This window comes from Nocardioides sp., from assembly GCF_030655615.1.
In the GTDB taxonomy this organism is placed as follows: Bacteria; Actinomycetota; Actinomycetes; order Propionibacteriales; family Nocardioidaceae; genus Nocardioides.
In genome coordinates, this window is sequence record NZ_JAURVJ010000182.1 from 1 (window position 1) to 15,334 (window position 15,334).

The following is a 15,334-nucleotide window of genomic DNA, read 5'->3' on the forward strand; positions in this document are numbered from 1 at the left end:
CAGCGACCCCCGCCCGGCCGCCGATCGCGACCGGCACGCCCTCGCGGCGTCGGTGGCCTCGACGACGGTCGAGGGCGATCTGGCCCTGGTCACCCGGAGCGACGTGGCGACCTGGGACGTCGTGCCCGAGCGCCGCTTCGACGCCCTCGTCGCCGCCGCGCCGGCCCTCGGCAGCGTCGTGACCCGTCGCGCCGCCCAGACCTGGACGGCCACCGCCCCCTTCGTCAGCAGCGACCCCGACGAGGCGCCGGTCGGGACCGTCGAGGCGTCCGCCCTGTCGCTCCGCGAGCACCACGACGTGGTGGTCGCGGAGCGGTCGGTCGCGCGCACCGGCGACCTCGTGCTGCCGCAGGCCTTCCGCGACACGGTCCGCACCCGCCCGCGGACCCCGGTCCTCACCGACTGGTCGCCGTGGTCGGTCCGCGTCCCCGACGAGCTGCTCGACGGCCGCGAGCCGGTCGACCTCCCCGGCACCTGGTTCCACGCCGACAACGTGCTGCGTGGCCACTTCGGGCACGCGCTGACCGAGCAGCTCTCGCTGCTGTGGGCCTGGCCCGAGGTGCTGGCCCGCCACCCCGACGCCGGGCTCCTGGTCACCACCGCGGGGCGGCCGCTCGCGGGTTGGGAGCTCGAGCTGCTCGAGGCCGCGGGCGTCGAGCGCCGACGCGTCCACGCCGCCGACGCGCCGGTCCGGGTCGAGCGGCTCCTCGCGGCGACACCGGGCTACGTCATCATGCGTCACGTCCACCCGTCCCTGCGCGACCACTACCGCGCGACCGGCGACGCGCTGGAGCGCCGGGCCGGGGTGACCGGAACGCCCCGCCGGCTCCTCGTCACCCGCAGCGGCAGCAAGCGCCGCTGCCACCAGACCGCCGAGGTCGAGGCGCTGCTCGTGCGCCACGGCTTCACCCCGGTGGCGCTCGAGGACCACCCGCTGCCCGACCAGGTCGCCCTCGTCCGCCACGCCGAGGCGGTCGCCGGCTGGGGCGGCAGCGGGATGTTCCACCTGCTGCTCGGCGGCGCGCCGCGACCGGTCATCGCCATCTCCCACACCGGCTACCACCTGTGGAACGAGCGCGCGATCGCGGCGCTCTGGGACCATCCCCTCACCGTCGTGCGCGGCACCCCCGACCCGCCGGCCGGAGCGCCGTCCGGCACCCCGATGCACGCCGACTTCTCCCTTGACCTCGACCGCGAGGGCCGCCTGCTCGTCGACGCCCTGGAGCGCCTGTGACCGCCTGCCGAACCCGCTCCGTCGTCACGTCGCTGGTCGTGGTCGCGCTCCTGGCCGCCCTGTCACCGGTCGCGTCGTCCCACGCCGCCCCCACGGCCGGAGGACCGGACCCCGCTCGCCCCCCGGGCTGGGCAAGGTCGTGGTCGTCGACCACAACATCCAGCGCCGGGCGTCGGCGCTCAACGCGGCCATGCGACGTACGGCGCGCTCCGGGGCCCGGCTGGTCACGCTCCAGGAGGTCTGCTGGTGGCACGTGCGCAACCTGCGCGAGCAGCACCCGGGCTGGTCGATCGCCTACCAGCCCGACGCCCACAGCGGCCGGTGCCGCACCCGCCCCGACCTCGGCTCGCTCCCGGACGCCGACCGTGACGACTCGGGCAACGTCGTCATCTGGACCGGCGGCGACCGGGCCGGGGTCGGTGCCCGCGTGTTCCGCGCCCAGCCGAGCCGGGGCTTCCGCCAGGGCATGGCGTGCCTGCACGTCCGGGTGCGGATCGCGCTCGACGTCTGCTCGGTCCACCTCGCGCACGCCGGCGTGCGCAAGCAGCTGCGGCGGGTGCAGGTCCGGCAGGCCCGCGAGGTCGACCGCGCCACCCGCCGCTGGATCGCCCGCGGCCACCTCGTGGTCGTCGGCGGCGACTTCAACGCGGCCCCGAGCACCCGGCCGCTCGACCAGCTCTACCGCGTCAACGGGACCGGCCGGTTCGTCGAGGCGACCGGGTGCCGGCCCACCGTCGACCTGTGCCGGCGGACCCGGGGCGTCACCCTCGACCGCGGCCGGCAGAAGATCGACTACGTCTTCTTCTCCGCCAACCGCACCCCACCCGGCACGCTGCACGGGCTGTCGCTGACGCACACCCTGTCCGACCACCACCTGCTCACCGGCTGGGCCTACGTCGACGTCCGGCCCGCCCGGCGCGGACCCGGCCGGACCGCCTAGGATCGTGCGCCATGCGCCGTCACGACCTCCTCGCCGAGCTCCACCGGCTGCTCGTCCCTCGCAACTACCTCGAGATCGGGGTCAACGTCGGAGGCAGCCTGACGCTCTCGCGCACCCGCTCGATCGGGATCGACCCCTACTACACGCTCGACCGCGAGATCCGGTGCGACGCCCACCTCGTGCGGACCTCGAGCGACGAGTTCTTCGCCCGTGAGCACCCCCTGGCCCACTTCGACGAGCCGGTCATCGACCTGGCGTTCATCGACGGCATGCACCTCGCCGAGTACGCCTTCCGCGACTTCGTCAACGTCGAGCGCTTCACGCACCCCGGCACCGTCATCGTCATCGACGACATGCTGCCGCGCGACGTCCCCGAGGCGCGCCGCGACCGCTCGGTCCCCTCGGGTCGCAGCGCCTGGGCCGGCGACGTCTACAAGGTCCTCGACACCCTGCGCGAGAAGCGGCCCGACCTGGTCTGCCTCGAGGTCGACACCGCGCCCACCGGGGTCGTCGTCGTGATCAACCCCGACCCCGCGTCCACGGTGCTGCTCGAGGCCTCCGACGACATCGTCGAGTCCTACGTCGTCCCCGACCCGCAGCACGTCCCCGCCGAGATCATGGACCGCCGCAGGGCGCACCCGCCTCGCGAGCTCCTCGACCTGCCGGTCTGGGGCGAGCTCGCCTCCGCCCGCGACCTCCCCGCCGCCGACGCACGGGCCAAGGTCGAGCAGGCCGTCGCCGGCCTGCGCTAGGAACCGCCTCCTAGCGCGGAGCGGGCTCCTCCATGCGCGTCCTGGGCTTGGGCCCGGCGAGCAGCGCGATCGGCTGGGTGTCGCTGGTGAGCAGGCGCGCCTCGAGCGGGACGAGCGGGCCGTTCTGCCCCACGCGCAGGGCGAGGTTCCAGACGCCGGGGGGCAGCGAGGCGGCGGGCGCCTCCGCGACGAGGCGGGGCCGGGCGCCGGGGGTCACCTCGGCGAGCACCCGGAAGCCCTCGCGCACGCCGTCGACCCGGTGGCCGAACCGCAGCCACACGCGCCGGTGGGTCAGTCGCTGGCCGACCTGGGACTGCAGGTCGTCGGGCAGGGTGATGACGACCTTGATCGTGTCGCCGACGCGACGGGCATAGCTGGAGACGGCTTCGATGGGCTGCGGCACGGGGCCAAGCGAACCACATCGCTCGGACGGCGCGAGCCCGTGGTCCGGGCTCCCGACGAGTTCAGAGGGACCTGAGCACGCGCCCGAGCGCCTTGTCGTCGCGGTAGCCGACGAACGCGGTGAGGTGGCCGCACGCCGCGTCGATCAACCGCTGGGTCGGCATCGGCTCGGACGGCGAGCGGGTGTCGCCGATCTCGAGGACCCGGGTGCCCGGTGAGGCGACCGCCGACAGGTGCAGCGCCGACCCGGCCGACCCGGCCAGCACGGCGGCACCGCGGATCGTCGCGACCTGCTCGGCGACCGAGAGCCGCTCGGGGTGGACGACGGCGAAGCCGGCGCGGGCAAAGAGCTCGTCGAGCCGGGTGTCCCAGGCGACGTCGGCGGCGTCGCGGCGGCTGCTGGTGCCGTCCTGGTTGAAGAGGGTGCGGGAGAGGAACACGCGCTCGTCGGGCCCCCGGTCGCCGACGGCGTCGGAGACCCGGCGCCACACCTCGACCGCCTCCTCCGCCGCCCACGACTTGAGCAGCACGGGCCGCGAGGCGACGACGAGGTGGTCCACCCGCAGCGGCCGGTGGCGCACGACGCGGGCCTCGGGGCCGACGTACCCGGCCAGGGCGAGGAGGTCGCGCTGCCAGGGGAGCAGCTCGGCGGACCGTACGCCGTCGCGTCGGCGCCCGGGGGCCCCGCCGCGGTAGGTGCGGTGGAACACCAGCCCGTCGACCTCGGACACCGGGCCCCACAGGTTGGTCAGGACCTCGATGAGGAAGTGGCCGAAGTGGGTCGTCCAGTGGCCGGCGTAGCGCCACGACCCCTCGAGCCGGGGCGCGGCCGGCGGCATGCCGACGTGCTCGGGGTCGACCGAGACCGGGGCCGACCGGTCGCCCGACCACCACCGGCGCGACGCCTCGACGAGCTCGCCGTCGGCGGTGTAGGCCGCTCCGGTCATCCAGCTCCGCGGTGCGGCCGGGGCGGCCAGCGTGTGCAGCGGACCCCGGTGGAAGCGCGAGAGCAGCGCGTCGTCCACCGTGACGAGCTCGGCCCGGTGCGCAGGCTTGGCGGGGGAGAGCGCCGGGTTCCAGACCACGAGCGTCGATGCTACTGACGCCACCGTCAGCCGCCGGACGGGCGGGGGACGGTCGGGGGACAGTAGGTTCAGCCGCATGGCCGTGGTCGTGATGGGCGTCGTCAACGTCACGCCCGACTCCTTCTCCGACGGCGGGCGCTGGGCCGACACCGACGCGGCGGTCGCCCACGCCCGGCAGCTGGTCGCCGAGGGCGCCGACATCGTCGACGTGGGCGGGGAGTCGACCCGGCCCGGGGCCACCCGACCGCTGGTGTCCGAGGAGCTCGACCGGGTCGTGCCCGTGATCGAGGCGCTCGCCGCCGACGGCACCCGGGTCTCGGTCGACACGATGCGCGCCGAGGTGGCTGCTGCGGCCGTCGCCGCCGGCGCCGCCTGGGTCAACGACGTGTCTGGCGGGCTCGCCGACCCCGCGATGCTGGCGACGGTCGCCGCCACCGACGCGACCTACGTCGCCATGCACTGGCGCGCCCACAGCGACCGGATGCAGGACTTCACGTCCTACCCCCGAGGTGTCCTCGACGTGGTCGACGAGCTCCGCGACCGCATCGAGGCCGCCCGCACCGCCGGCATCGGCGCCGAGCGGCTCGTCGTCGACCCCGGGATCGGCTTCGCCAAGACCGCCGCCACCAACTGGGAGGTCCTGGCCCGGCTCGACGAGCTGGCGGTGCTCGGCCACCGGGTGCTGGTCGGGGTGAGCCGCAAGTCGTTCCTGGGGGCGCTCCTCGCCGACCCGGACGGCACCCCCCGCCCGCCCCTCGGCCGTGACCTTGCCAGCCACGCCGTGACCCTGGCGCTGCTCGACCGCCCGTGCCTGTGGGGGGTCCGGGTGCACGACGTCCTGGGCACCCGTGATGTGCTGAGCGCGTGGGAGAGGGTGAAGCGGTGAGCTCGCGACGTGTCGACGAGCTGGCCGTCCTCGGCGTCGAGTGCTGGGGCCACCACGGCGTGTTCGACTTCGAGAAGCGCGAGGGGCAGACGTTCGTCGTCGACCTGGTGCTGGGCCTCGACACCCGTCCCGCCGCCGCCTCAGACGACTTGCACCACACCGTCGACTACGGGAGTCTCGTGACCTCGGTGCAAGCCGCCGTGGAGAAAGATCCGGTCGACCTGATCGAGACCCTCGCCCAGCGGATCGCCAGCGTCTGCCTCTTGGACGCTCGTGTTGAATGGGCACGGGTCACGGTCCACAAGCCCGATGCCCCCATCGACGCGACGTTCGCCGACGTCGCGCTGACGATCACCCGAGAGCGCGAGGTCCCCCGTGACTGAGACCCCCAACCCCAACATCGTCGACGCCGACACCCTCACCGGTGAGATGCGTCCGATCAGGCGGGTCGTCATCTCGCTCGGCTCCAACCTGGGCGACTCCCTGTCGAGCCTGCAGGGCGCCGTCGACGCGATCGCCGACACCCCCGACGTGTGGGTGACCAGCGTGTCCCCGGTCTACGAGACCGAGCCCGTCGACTGTCCGCCCGGCTCGCAGAACTTCCTCAACGCGATCCTCCTCGCCGACACCACGCTCGCGGCCAACCGGCTGCTCGAGCGTGCGCTGGCCGTGGAGGACGCCTACGACCGCGAGCGCAGCGAGGTGGCCAACGCGCCGCGCACCCTCGACGTCGACCTGATCGTCGTCGGTGACCGCCGCAGCGACACCGAGACGCTGCAGCTGCCCCACCCCCGTGCCGCCGAGCGCCCGTTCGTCCTCAAGCCGTGGTTCGACCTCGAGCCCGACGCCGAGCTCCCGGGCTACGGCCCGATCGCCGAGCTCCTCGCCAAGACGGGAGTCGAAGGCCTCACCCTGCGCGAGGACCTCGCCCTCGACGTCGAGTGACCGCACCACCCGATGGCGGCCGGCTGCAGCCGACCCGCCCCCCCGAGCTGGCCGGCTGGGGCCTCGTCGGCCTGGTGCTCGGCCTCCTGGTCAGACCCGTCTGGGAGCGGCTCGACGACACCGCCCCCGTCGTCACCTGGGCGCAGCCGCTGGGGCTCTTCCTGGTCGCGGCCGTCGTCGCAGGCACCGCCTGGTCGACCTGGCGCACGGTCCACGTGCGCCGCGAGCGGCTGGAGCCGCACCGGGCCGTCAACCGGCTGGTGCTGGCGCGGGCCGTCGCCGTGGCCGGCGCGTTCGTGGGCGGCGGCTACCTCGGGTACGCCGCCAGCTGGCTCGGCGACGCCTCCCCGCTGGCCGACGAGCGGCTCGTGCGCGGGGGTCTCGCGGCCCTCGGCGGCCTGCTCGCCGTCGTCGCATCGCTGCTCCTCGAGCGCGCGTGTCGCGTCCGGTCCGACGACTGAGACAACTAGTTTGTCGGACATGACTTCCCCGTCTGTCCCCGCAGCGCGGCGCCGGCAGCGCTCCACCCGCCTGCTCGTCTCAGGAGGCCTCCTCGGCCTGGCCCTCCTGACCGTCGTCGCCGCGGCCGCCAGCGGCTCGTGGCTCGTCGCCACCATCGCGTGCGCCGTCGCCGCCGTCCTGGGCGCGGCCGCCACCCGGATCACCTACACCGAGGTCGCCGACACCCGCCGGGCGTGGGCGCGTGACCGCGCCGAGCAGGCCCAGGCCTACTCCGCCCTCACCGAGACCCGCACCTCCGAGCAGGCCCTCTACGTCGCTGACACCAGCGGCCGGCTCGCCCGCCACGAGGCGACCATCACCCGCCTCGAGACCCGCCTGGCCGACGCGGCCGCCGAGGTCGCGGCCACCCGCGAGGAGCTGGCCGCCGAGCAGGCGCACGTGCTGGCCGTCCAGCAGGCCTCCGCCGACGAGCTCAGCCGGCTCGCGCGCCGTCTCGAGGACGCCGAGGAGCGGGCTGCGATGGCGGTCGTCCAGGTCGCCGAGCTCGAGCAGGAGCTCGACGTCGTCCAGGCCGAGCTCATCGCGTGGCAGTCCACCGGCGCCGCGCTGCGCCGCAAGCGCGCCTGACCCGGCCGCTCCTGGAGCACGGCCCCTACGGCACAATCGGCTGCCGTGATCCCTCCCGAGTCCCGCTTCGAGCCCGACCCCGAGGAGATCGTCGGCGAGGTGTCGCCCGCGCTGCCCGACGGCTGGGCCGTCGGCACCCCCGACCCGGCCGACCGCGTCGACCTGGCCCGGCTGACCCGGCTGCTGCGCGACCACGAGCGCCAGGGCCGCGGCTGGGCCGGCGCCGGGGTCGACGACGTCCTGGTCGAGGTCTCCGAGGCCGGGCTGCGCACCCGCGAGAACGTCGTCGTCCGTGACGCCGGCGGTCTGGTCCGTGCCTGGGGCAGCGTCCACGACCGCGCCGGTGGCCGGATGCTCTTCCTCCACGTCGTCGAGCGCGACCTGCCCGCCCCGGTCGCGCGCGCCTGCTCCGACCTGCTCGTCGAGTGGGCCGTCGGCCAGGCGGTCGCCGTCGGGTCCGCCCGCGGGCTCGAGGTGCAGCAGATCGACACCGGCGCCTACGCCGACGACGAGCGCCAGGCCGGCTGGCTCTCGGCGTCCGGCTTCGCGCGGGTGCGCACCTGGTGGCAGATGACGCGCCCGGTCACCGCCGACGAGTCCGACCTGGTGCCCTCGGTCGACGAGTGGTCCGACCGCGGCGTCCGCTTCCGGCAGGTACGCCGGGCCGGCGACGGGCTGCCCGACGACGCCGACCTCCGGGCCGTCCACGACGTGCTCGAGGAGGCGTTCCTCGACCACTTCAACTCGTGGGAGGAGACCTTCGACGAGTTCCTGCACCGGCTGCGCGAGGACCCCGGCCACCGCTGGGACCACTGGTGGCTCGCCGAGCTCCTCGAGGGCGACGCCGCTGGCGAGCCCGTCGGGGCGCTGGTCGGCACCGTGTCGGAGTCGGCCTCGGGTCCGGACGGGTCCTACGTGTCCTACATCGGCGTCCGCGAGGCCGCCCGCGGCCGCGGGGTCGCCAAGGGCCTGCTGCGCACGATCATCGCCGACGCGGCCCTGCGCGGTCGCGACCGCGTCGGCCTCGAGGTCGACGCCGACTCCTCCACCGGCGCCGACGGGCTCTACACCGCGATGGGCTGGGCGTCGAAGTACGTCACCGAGTCCTGGCACCGCGACGTGCCGGTCACCTGACCCACCTGACGCACGAAGCCCGCCGACCCAGGGGCCGGCGGGCTTCGTACGTGGTCGTCCTAGCCAGGGCTCAGCCTCAGATGAGTCCCTTGTCCTTGAGCCAGTCCTCGGCCGCGGTGGCGGCCGACGCCTTCTCGTCACCCTCGACCCGGTCGCGCAGGGCGATCAGGTCGTCGGTGGTGAGCTCGGCGGAGACCGCGTTGAGCACGTCGGCGAGCTCGTCGGTGTAGGCGGCGTCCGAGACGAGCGGGACGATGTTCTGCGACGAGATGAGGTTCTCGGGGTCCTCGAGGACCACGAGGTTCTCGGCGACGAGCGCGGGCGACGTCGTGTAGATGTCGGCCACCTGGACCGAGTCGTCGACGAGCGCTTTGACGGTGTCGGGTCCGCCGAAGTCCTCGATCGGCACGAACTCGACGTCCGCGACGCCGTAGACGCTGTCGAGTCCGGGGATGCCGTAGCCGAGCTCGCCGAACTGCGGGTTGGCGCCGAGCTTGAACGGCTCGAGGGCCTTCAGGTCGCCGATCGCGGTGAGGTCGTTGGCCTCGGCCGTGTCACTGGTGACGACGTAGGCGTCCTTGTCCTCGGCCTCGGCCGAGTCGAGGACCCGCAGCTTGTCCTTGGCGATCGCGTCACCCAGGGCGCCGTCGACCTCCTCGGTGGAGCGCTCGGTGTAGTCCTCGTCGTAGTAGGCCAGCAGGTTGCCGTTGTACTCCGGGATGAGGTTGATCGAGCCGTCCTGCAGGGCCGGGATGGTCTGCTGGCGCGGGCCGATGTTGAACTTCGTGTCGACGTCGAAGTCCTTGGCCTCGAGCGCCTGGGCGTAGATCTCGCCCAGGATCTCGCTCTCGGGGAACGCGAAGGAGCCGACGACGATCTTCTCGCCGCTCGCCACGTCGTCGGGAGCCGAGGTGGGGTCGTCGGAGCCGCAGGCGGCCAGGGTGGTCGCGAGCCCGAGTGCGACCACGGTGGCGCCGAGGCGGCGCAGGCGGGGGGATGGGGTCATGAGGTTGTTTCCCTTCGTCTCACGCGTTCTCAGGCGCGCGCGGCCGTGGTGACCGTTTGATGGTGCGACGTCTTGCCGCGGGGTGGTTCTCGGTGAGTCCAGGGGTGGCCGTGAGGCGCTGGGCGAGGGCGAAGAGGGCATCGACGAAGAGCGCGAGCCCGGTGACGAGGAGCGCCCCACCGAGGATCAGGTCGTAGTCGTTGAGGCCGATGCCGCTGGTGATGATCCGGCCCAGGCCGCCGAGCCCGGCGTACGACGCGATGGTGACGGTCGCGATGACCTGCAGCGTCGCCGCCCGCAGGCCGCCCAGGATCAGCGGCAGGGCGAGCGGGATCTCGACGCGGCTCAGGATCTGCCACTCGGTCATGCCGTTGGCGCGGGCGGCGTCGATGGTCTGGCGGTCGACGGACTCGAGCCCGGCGTAGGCGCCGGCCAGCATCGAGGGGATCGCCAGGATCACGAAGGAGATCGTCGCACCTACGATGGGTGCGGTGTCGAACGACAGCCAGTAGCCGAACACCATGAGCAGGAAGTAGAGGAGCCCGAGCGTCGGCAGGGCTCGCATCGCGCCGGTGAAGGAGATGACGAACTGGCGGCCGCGGCCGGTGTGGCCGATGTAGAAGCCGAGGGGCAGCGCGATCGCGGCGGCGATGACCAGCGAGCCGGCGGTGTAGCGCAGGTGCTCGAGCAGGCGGTCCTGGATCGGCAGCGGGCTGCGGCTGCCGGACTCCCAGTGGGCCGGGTCGAAGATCCAGCCGAGGGCGCTGAGGATGAGGTCCATCAGGCGCCGCCCGGGCTCGCCGTGACGAGCTGGCTCTCGGCCCCGGGGACCGCGACCCGCTTCCTGCTGCGCGGGGTGCCGCCCTTGCCCGGCCGGTTCCACGGCATCAGCACGCGTCCGAGCGCCACGATGATCACGTCGAAGACCAGCGCCAGCAGGAGGCTGATGACGATGCCGACGACGACCTCCTCGAGGATCCCGCGCTGCTTGCCGTTCTGGAAGAAGTAGCCGAGGTTCTCGGAGCCGATGATGACGCCGACCGAGACCAGCGCGATGGTGCTGACCGAGACCACCCGGATGCCGGCGAGAAGCACCGGGCCGGCCAGGGGGAGCTCGACGCGGAAGAAGCGAGCGGCCGTCGAGTAGCCGACGGCGGTGGAGGCGTCGATCGTGCTCCTGTCGACCGACGCCAGGGCGTCGGCCGCCGAGCGGGCCATGATCGCGACGCCGTAGATCGTCAGCGCGACGACGAGGTTGGTGTCGTCGAGCACCCGCGTCGGGATGATCGTCGGCAGGATCACGAACAGCGGCAGCGACGGGATCGTGTAGAGCAGGCTGCCGCCGGTCACCACGATCGAGCGGAGGACCCGGTTGCGGTTGGCGAGCCAGCCGAGCGGGATGGCGAGCACGAAGCTCAGCACGATCGGCAGGATCGCCAGCTGGACGTGGTTGAGCGTCAGCTCCTGGATCTGGTCGAGGTTGTCGCGCGTCCACCTCACGGCCCGGGCACCTCCGGCTCGAGGGTCCCGTCGCGCAGCACGCCGATCGGGCGGCCGTCGCCGTCGACGACGAGCGTCAGGCCCTCGTCGCCCTCGCGCTGCTGGAGGTGGAGGGTGCGCTTGCCCTTGTCGGCGCCGATGAAGCTGGCGACGAAGTCGTCGGCCGGCTCGGCGAGGATCTGGGCCGGGGTGCCGGCCTGGGCGATGATGCCGCCCTTGCGGAAGATGACGACCTGGTCGGCGAGCAGGAACGCCTCGTCGATGTCGTGGGTGACGAAGACGATCGTCTTGCCCAGCTCGCGCTGCAGGCGGTTGAGCTCGGCCTGCAGGTCGGCGCGCACGATCGGGTCGACGGCGCCGAACGGCTCGTCCATGAGCAGGATGTTGGGGTCGCTGGCCAGCGCGCGGGCGACGCCGACGCGCTGCTGCTGGCCGCCAGAGAGCTGCCGGGGGTAGCGCTTGGCGAGGGCGCGGTCGAGGCCGACCGTGTCGAGCAGGTCGAGCGCGCGGCCGCGGGCCTCGGTCTTGGAGACGCCCTGGAGGAGCGGGACGGTCGCGACGTTGTCGACGACCTTGCGGTGCGGCAGCAGCCCGGCCGCCTGGAGCACGTAGCCGATGCTGCGACGCAGCTCGACCTTGTTGCGCCCGGCGATGTCGACGCCGTCGATCGTGATCCTGCCGGAGGACGGCTCGATCATCCGGTTGATCATCCGGAGCAGCGTCGTCTTGCCGCACCCGGAGGAGCCGACGAAGACGGTGGTCTTGTGCGAGGGCAGCACGAAGCTGAAGTCCTCGACGGCCACCGTGCCGTCCTCGAAGCGCTTGGACACCGATTCGAACTCGATCATGGAGGTGCCCCGTCTGCCGTAAGAGAGTCGTCGAAACCGGTCCACAGTAACCGCATCGACATACCGCGCCTCGGAATTGGACCAGGTCCGGCGGTGTCGTGGTCCACCCCCATGGGTCGCCGCGACGCCGTTCCGGGGTGGTTCAGGCCTCGTGGTCGCGCACGGCGAGGGCGGCGTGGTCGACCGTGCGGGGGTCGATCCCGGGTACGTCGATCCGCACGCCCCGCGTGTCGCGCACCCGGGGCACGCGGGTCCCGGGGGCCATCGCGGCGACGTACGACATGACCAGGGCGGCCTCCTCGCGGCGCCCGTTCTGGACGAGCCAGCCGGTGAGCCGCTGCGCGGGCTGGAGCCCGCTGTGCACCAGCGACCGGGTGCCGAAGAACTCGCGGACGCCCGACTCGAGCAGGCGGTACCACTCGTCGTCGGCGTCGGGGATCAGCAGGAAGTAGCGGTGCAGGTCGCCGGGCAGCACCTTGTCCTGGAAGACCTCGGTGACCTTGCTCGAGCCGTAGTCGAGGACGCTCTGGCGGGCCATCCGCTTGGTGGCCCAGCGGTCGCCCAGGTCGTCGAGGGACGCGCGCTGCTGGGTGATCGACGTGCCGTCGGACCGGATGCGCCAGTGGTAGACGACGTCGGGCACGATTCCGAAGCGCCGTGCCCGCAGGTAGGCGTCGGTCGTGGTCGGCTGGTCCTCGTAGCGGTGACCCTCGAGCCAGGACAGCCCGGCGCCGTCCCAGAAGTCGCGCCGGAACAGCTTGTTCCAGGCGAACACGTCGCCCAGCAGCTCGGGCTCCTGGTCGATGACCAGCGCGTTGCGGCTGGCGTGGAGCCGGCGCATCCACGGCGGCTGGACCAGCTCCTGCTCGGCGTCGTCGGTGCCGGCGAGCTCGGGGTGCCACCACGCGATCGAGCCGGTCACGAAGTCGCAGCCCGCCCGGTCGAGCTGGTGGTGCAGGACGCCGTAGGCCGTCGACGGCACCGCGTCGTCGGAGTCGGCGAACGTCACCAGCGACCCGGTGGTGTGGCGCAGCCCCTCGTTGCGGGCCGCGCCCAGGCCGCGGTTGCCGGTGTGCACGACGCGCACGCGGGGGTCGCGGGCGGCGTAGTCGTCGGCGACCACGCCGGACCCGTCGGTCGAGCCGTCGTCGACCACGACGACCTCGAGGTCGCCCCAGGTCGAGGCCAGGACGCTGTCGAGGCAGGCGGGCAGGTAGGCCTCGACGTCGTAGACCGGGAGGACGACGCTGATGCGTGGGGCACGGCGGCGTAGTCGCATGGCGCGAGGTTAGTAGGCTCACCGACCGTGACCGACCCCCGCAGCTACCCGCGCACCGTGCTCTTCGTGGCCGGCGCCGGACGCTCCGGGACCAGCACGATGGCCGGGCTGGCCAAGATCCTCGGCCTCCACGTCCCGCAGCCCGAGGTCGCCGCCGACGCGACCAACCCCAAGGGCTTCGGCGAGCCGCAGTGGGTCGTCGACCACCACGACCGGCTGCTGCGCGAGGCCGTCGTGCAGGTCTCCGACTCGCGCCCGCAGGCGTGGTTCGACACCGGCCGCGTCAGCACGCGCGAGCCCGAGCGGATCGCCACCGCGGAGTGGCTCGAGTCGCACTTCACGGCTGACGGCGGGCACCCGGAGCTGGTCGTCAAGGACCCGCGGCTGAGCTGGTTCCTCGGGCTGTGGCGGGTCGCGGCCATCCGCACCGGTGCGCGGCCGGTCTTCGTCACGATGCTCCGCCCGCCGGCCGAGGTCGTCGGCAGCAAGCAGACCTACTACGCCAACAAGCTCGGCTCGGCCCACCTTGCGGCGTCGTGGCTCAACATGCTGCTGCACACCGAGCGCGGGACGCGCGACTCCGGTGCCGCGGCTGACGGGGGCGGCCGGGTGTTCGTCCGCTACGCCGACCTCCTCGACGACTGGACCCGCGTGACCATGGACGTCGGCGAGCGGCTCCAGCTCCAGCACGTGCTGCACGCCAACAGCGAGCAGATCCGGGACGGCCACCGGTTCGTCGACCCGTCGCTGCGCCGGATGACGCTCACCCTCGACGACCTGGCGCTGCCGCCGCGCCTCCACGAGCTCGTTGGCGAGACCTGGGCCGAGCTCAACCGGCTCGCCGAGCCCGGTGGCGACGACGAGGGGGCGCACACCGCCCTCGACCAGCTCCGTGAGGCCTACTCCGACCTCTCCGCCGCGGCCGCGGCGATCTCGCGGTCCTCGGTCGTCCACACCGAGCACCTGCTCCGGGGTCGTGGGCGTCCCGCGCCGGCGCCCGAGCCGCCGGCCGAGCCCCGGGGCGCCGACCGCCTCCCGCACGGGCTGCGGGCCGCGGTGCCCCCGTCCGTGCGGCGCGGCCTGCGCAAGGTCGCCGGTCGCGAGCGCCCCGCGTGACCGCGCACGCCGGCGTCACCGGGATCGCCAACCTCGAGGGGCACGCCGACTTCGACGTCACCTGGCCCTGGACCCGGCCCGGAGGCCTGCGCGCCGGGAGCACCGCGGTGCTGCGCGTCAAGGACGAGGCCCTGTCGCTGCCCTGGGTGCTGCCGCCGCTGCTGCGCGCGATGGACCACGTCCTGGTCGTCGACAACGGCTCCACCGACGGCACCCCCGAGGTCACCGCCGACACCGCCGAGCGGGCCGGGCTGGCGCACAAGCTGACCCAGACGTCGTACCCCTTCGCCGTCGCGCGCGCCGGCGCCGAGCACCGTGCCGTGCACGAGCTGTCGGTGCACTCGCTCTCCTACTTCTACAACTGGTGCTTCGCCCAGGTCGGCACCCGCTACTCGTTCAAGTGGGACGGCGACATGGTCCTGACCGCCGAGGGTGAGGCGTCGCTGGCCGACCTCGCCTGGCAGGTCGGCGACGTGCAGTCGATCATCCGGGTGCCGCGCCACGGCCTCTACCTCGACTCGCGCTCGCCGGGGACGGGCTGGCTCGACCTCGGCCTGCGCAACGCCGAGGAGTGGGGCTTTCCGATCGGGCCCGACTTCGTCTTCACCAAGGCCTTCGAGTGGGAGGTCCGGACGACGCCCCGGCCGGTGCTCTCGATCGGCCTGCCCCACGGCCTCTGCGTCGAGCTCAAGTACCTCGACGGCGACGAGTTCGCCCACTGGACCGACCCCGCGTCGTTCGCCACCAGCCATCGCAACAAGCGCAAGCGCCGCGAGTGGCAGGTCTTCAACGCGCTCCAGGAGGGGACGGTGCCCGAGGGGGTCCACGAGATCGTCGCGCCCGACGGCGTGCACGTCGTCGACCACGTGACCCGCGAGTGGCTGCCCCGCGCCCCGCGCCCCCTGGAGGTCGGCATCGTCGTCACCTCCGACGACCAGCGCTGAGCCGATCTCGTGTCGGGTGCGTCACGTCACGTTCACGAGACGTTCCGGAAACATAGGGGCTAGCCTCTGCGTTGTTCTGCTGACACACACTCGCGAGCACATCGTCCGGTACCCCTCGGGGACTGGAACGAAAGGTTCCTGATGTCGCACCTCCCGAGCACGCCCCTGCGCCTC

18 protein-coding genes are annotated in these 15,334 nt (G+C 73.3%); 11 read left to right on the forward strand and 7 right to left on the reverse strand.

What is annotated here, in order from left to right:
• From Q7T52_RS15285 to Q7T52_RS15295, 3 genes are all read left to right on the forward strand, one after another.
• A partial coding sequence (locus Q7T52_RS15285; RefSeq protein WP_304803964.1) for a DUF563 domain-containing protein occupies nucleotides 1-1,234 on the forward strand: 1,234 nt, incomplete at its 5' end.
• Nucleotides 1,235-1,373: 139 nt separating this feature from the next.
• Entirely contained in the window at nucleotides 1,374-2,174 is an 801-nt protein-coding gene (locus Q7T52_RS15290) for an endonuclease/exonuclease/phosphatase family protein (RefSeq protein ID WP_304803966.1), read from the forward strand.
• 11 nt (nucleotides 2,175-2,185) lie between these two features.
• Complete coding sequence (locus Q7T52_RS15295; protein ID WP_304803968.1) at nucleotides 2,186-2,926, forward strand: class I SAM-dependent methyltransferase; 741 nt, start codon at nucleotides 2,186-2,188, stop codon at nucleotides 2,924-2,926.
• A 10-nt stretch (nucleotides 2,927-2,936) separates the two neighbouring features.
• Here Q7T52_RS15295 and Q7T52_RS15300 read toward each other — a convergent pair whose 3' ends face one another.
• Nucleotides 2,937-3,329, reverse strand: a complete 393-nt coding sequence (locus tag Q7T52_RS15300) for a hypothetical protein (protein ID WP_304803970.1) — start codon at nucleotides 3,327-3,329, stop codon at nucleotides 2,937-2,939.
• Nucleotides 3,330-3,390: 61 nt separating this feature from the next.
• Complete coding sequence (locus Q7T52_RS15305; protein ID WP_304803972.1) at nucleotides 3,391-4,413, reverse strand: DUF563 domain-containing protein; 1,023 nt, start codon at nucleotides 4,411-4,413, stop codon at nucleotides 3,391-3,393.
• A 76-nt stretch (nucleotides 4,414-4,489) separates the two neighbouring features.
• Between Q7T52_RS15305 and folP the strand changes: the two genes are divergently transcribed.
• From folP to Q7T52_RS15335, 6 genes are read left to right on the forward strand one after another with little or no spacing between them, the layout of a single operon-like run.
• The gene (folP, locus tag Q7T52_RS15310; protein ID WP_304803974.1) at nucleotides 4,490-5,299 is read left to right on the forward strand and encodes a dihydropteroate synthase; all 810 of its coding nucleotides are present in this window, start codon (nucleotides 4,490-4,492) and stop codon (nucleotides 5,297-5,299) included.
• On the forward strand, nucleotides 5,296-5,682 hold the full coding sequence (gene folB, locus Q7T52_RS15315; protein WP_304803976.1) for a dihydroneopterin aldolase: 387 nt from the start codon (nucleotides 5,296-5,298) through the stop codon (nucleotides 5,680-5,682). Before folP ends, folB begins: the two co-directional genes overlap by 4 nt.
• A complete protein-coding gene (gene folK, locus Q7T52_RS15320) occupies nucleotides 5,675-6,244 on the forward strand; it encodes a 2-amino-4-hydroxy-6-hydroxymethyldihydropteridine diphosphokinase (protein WP_304803978.1) in 570 nt (189 codons plus the stop codon). Before folB ends, folK begins: the two co-directional genes overlap by 8 nt.
• Complete coding sequence (locus Q7T52_RS15325; RefSeq protein ID WP_304803980.1) at nucleotides 6,241-6,705, forward strand: DUF3180 domain-containing protein; 465 nt, start codon at nucleotides 6,241-6,243, stop codon at nucleotides 6,703-6,705. The genes folK and Q7T52_RS15325 overlap by 4 nt, the downstream gene beginning before the upstream one ends.
• 19 nt (nucleotides 6,706-6,724) lie before the next feature.
• The gene (locus Q7T52_RS15330; protein ID WP_304803982.1) at nucleotides 6,725-7,333 is read left to right on the forward strand and encodes a hypothetical protein; all 609 of its coding nucleotides are present in this window, start codon (nucleotides 6,725-6,727) and stop codon (nucleotides 7,331-7,333) included.
• Nucleotides 7,334-7,378: 45 nt separating this feature from the next.
• Nucleotides 7,379-8,467 carry a GNAT family N-acetyltransferase gene (locus Q7T52_RS15335; protein WP_304803984.1) on the forward strand — a complete coding sequence of 363 codons (1,089 nt, stop codon included), beginning with the start codon at nucleotides 7,379-7,381 and terminating at the stop codon, nucleotides 8,465-8,467.
• Between the two features lie 76 nt (nucleotides 8,468-8,543).
• Here the strand turns inward: Q7T52_RS15335 and Q7T52_RS15340 are convergent, their stop codons facing one another.
• The 5 genes from Q7T52_RS15340 to Q7T52_RS15360 all read right to left on the reverse strand — a co-directional run bounded on the left by Q7T52_RS15340 (nucleotide 8,544) and on the right by Q7T52_RS15360 (nucleotide 13,100).
• Complete coding sequence (locus tag Q7T52_RS15340) at nucleotides 8,544-9,473, reverse strand: ABC transporter substrate-binding protein (protein ID WP_304803986.1); 930 nt, start codon at nucleotides 9,471-9,473, stop codon at nucleotides 8,544-8,546.
• Between the two features lie 19 nt (nucleotides 9,474-9,492).
• Complete coding sequence (locus Q7T52_RS15345; RefSeq protein ID WP_304803988.1) at nucleotides 9,493-10,254, reverse strand: ABC transporter permease; 762 nt, start codon at nucleotides 10,252-10,254, stop codon at nucleotides 9,493-9,495.
• Complete coding sequence (locus Q7T52_RS15350) at nucleotides 10,254-10,973, reverse strand: ABC transporter permease (protein ID WP_304803990.1); 720 nt, start codon at nucleotides 10,971-10,973, stop codon at nucleotides 10,254-10,256. The genes Q7T52_RS15345 and Q7T52_RS15350 overlap by 1 nt, the downstream gene beginning before the upstream one ends.
• On the reverse strand, nucleotides 10,970-11,821 hold the full coding sequence (locus Q7T52_RS15355; protein WP_304803992.1) for an ABC transporter ATP-binding protein: 852 nt from the start codon (nucleotides 11,819-11,821) through the stop codon (nucleotides 10,970-10,972). The genes Q7T52_RS15350 and Q7T52_RS15355 overlap by 4 nt, the downstream gene beginning before the upstream one ends.
• 142 nt (nucleotides 11,822-11,963) lie before the next feature.
• Nucleotides 11,964-13,100: a glycosyltransferase gene (locus Q7T52_RS15360; protein WP_304803993.1), complete on the reverse strand. Its 1,137-nt coding sequence runs from the start codon at nucleotides 13,098-13,100 to the stop codon at nucleotides 11,964-11,966.
• A gap of 27 nt (nucleotides 13,101-13,127) precedes the next feature.
• Here Q7T52_RS15360 and Q7T52_RS15365 point away from each other — a divergent pair, with 27 nt between their 5' ends.
• A complete protein-coding gene (locus Q7T52_RS15365; protein WP_304803995.1) occupies nucleotides 13,128-14,216 on the forward strand; it encodes a sulfotransferase family protein in 1,089 nt (362 codons plus the stop codon).
• Nucleotides 14,213-15,160, forward strand: coding sequence for a hypothetical protein (locus Q7T52_RS15370; protein ID WP_304803997.1), 948 nt, complete (start codon nucleotides 14,213-14,215; stop codon nucleotides 15,158-15,160). The genes Q7T52_RS15365 and Q7T52_RS15370 overlap by 4 nt, the downstream gene beginning before the upstream one ends.
• Nucleotides 15,161-15,334 lie beyond the last annotated feature (174 nt).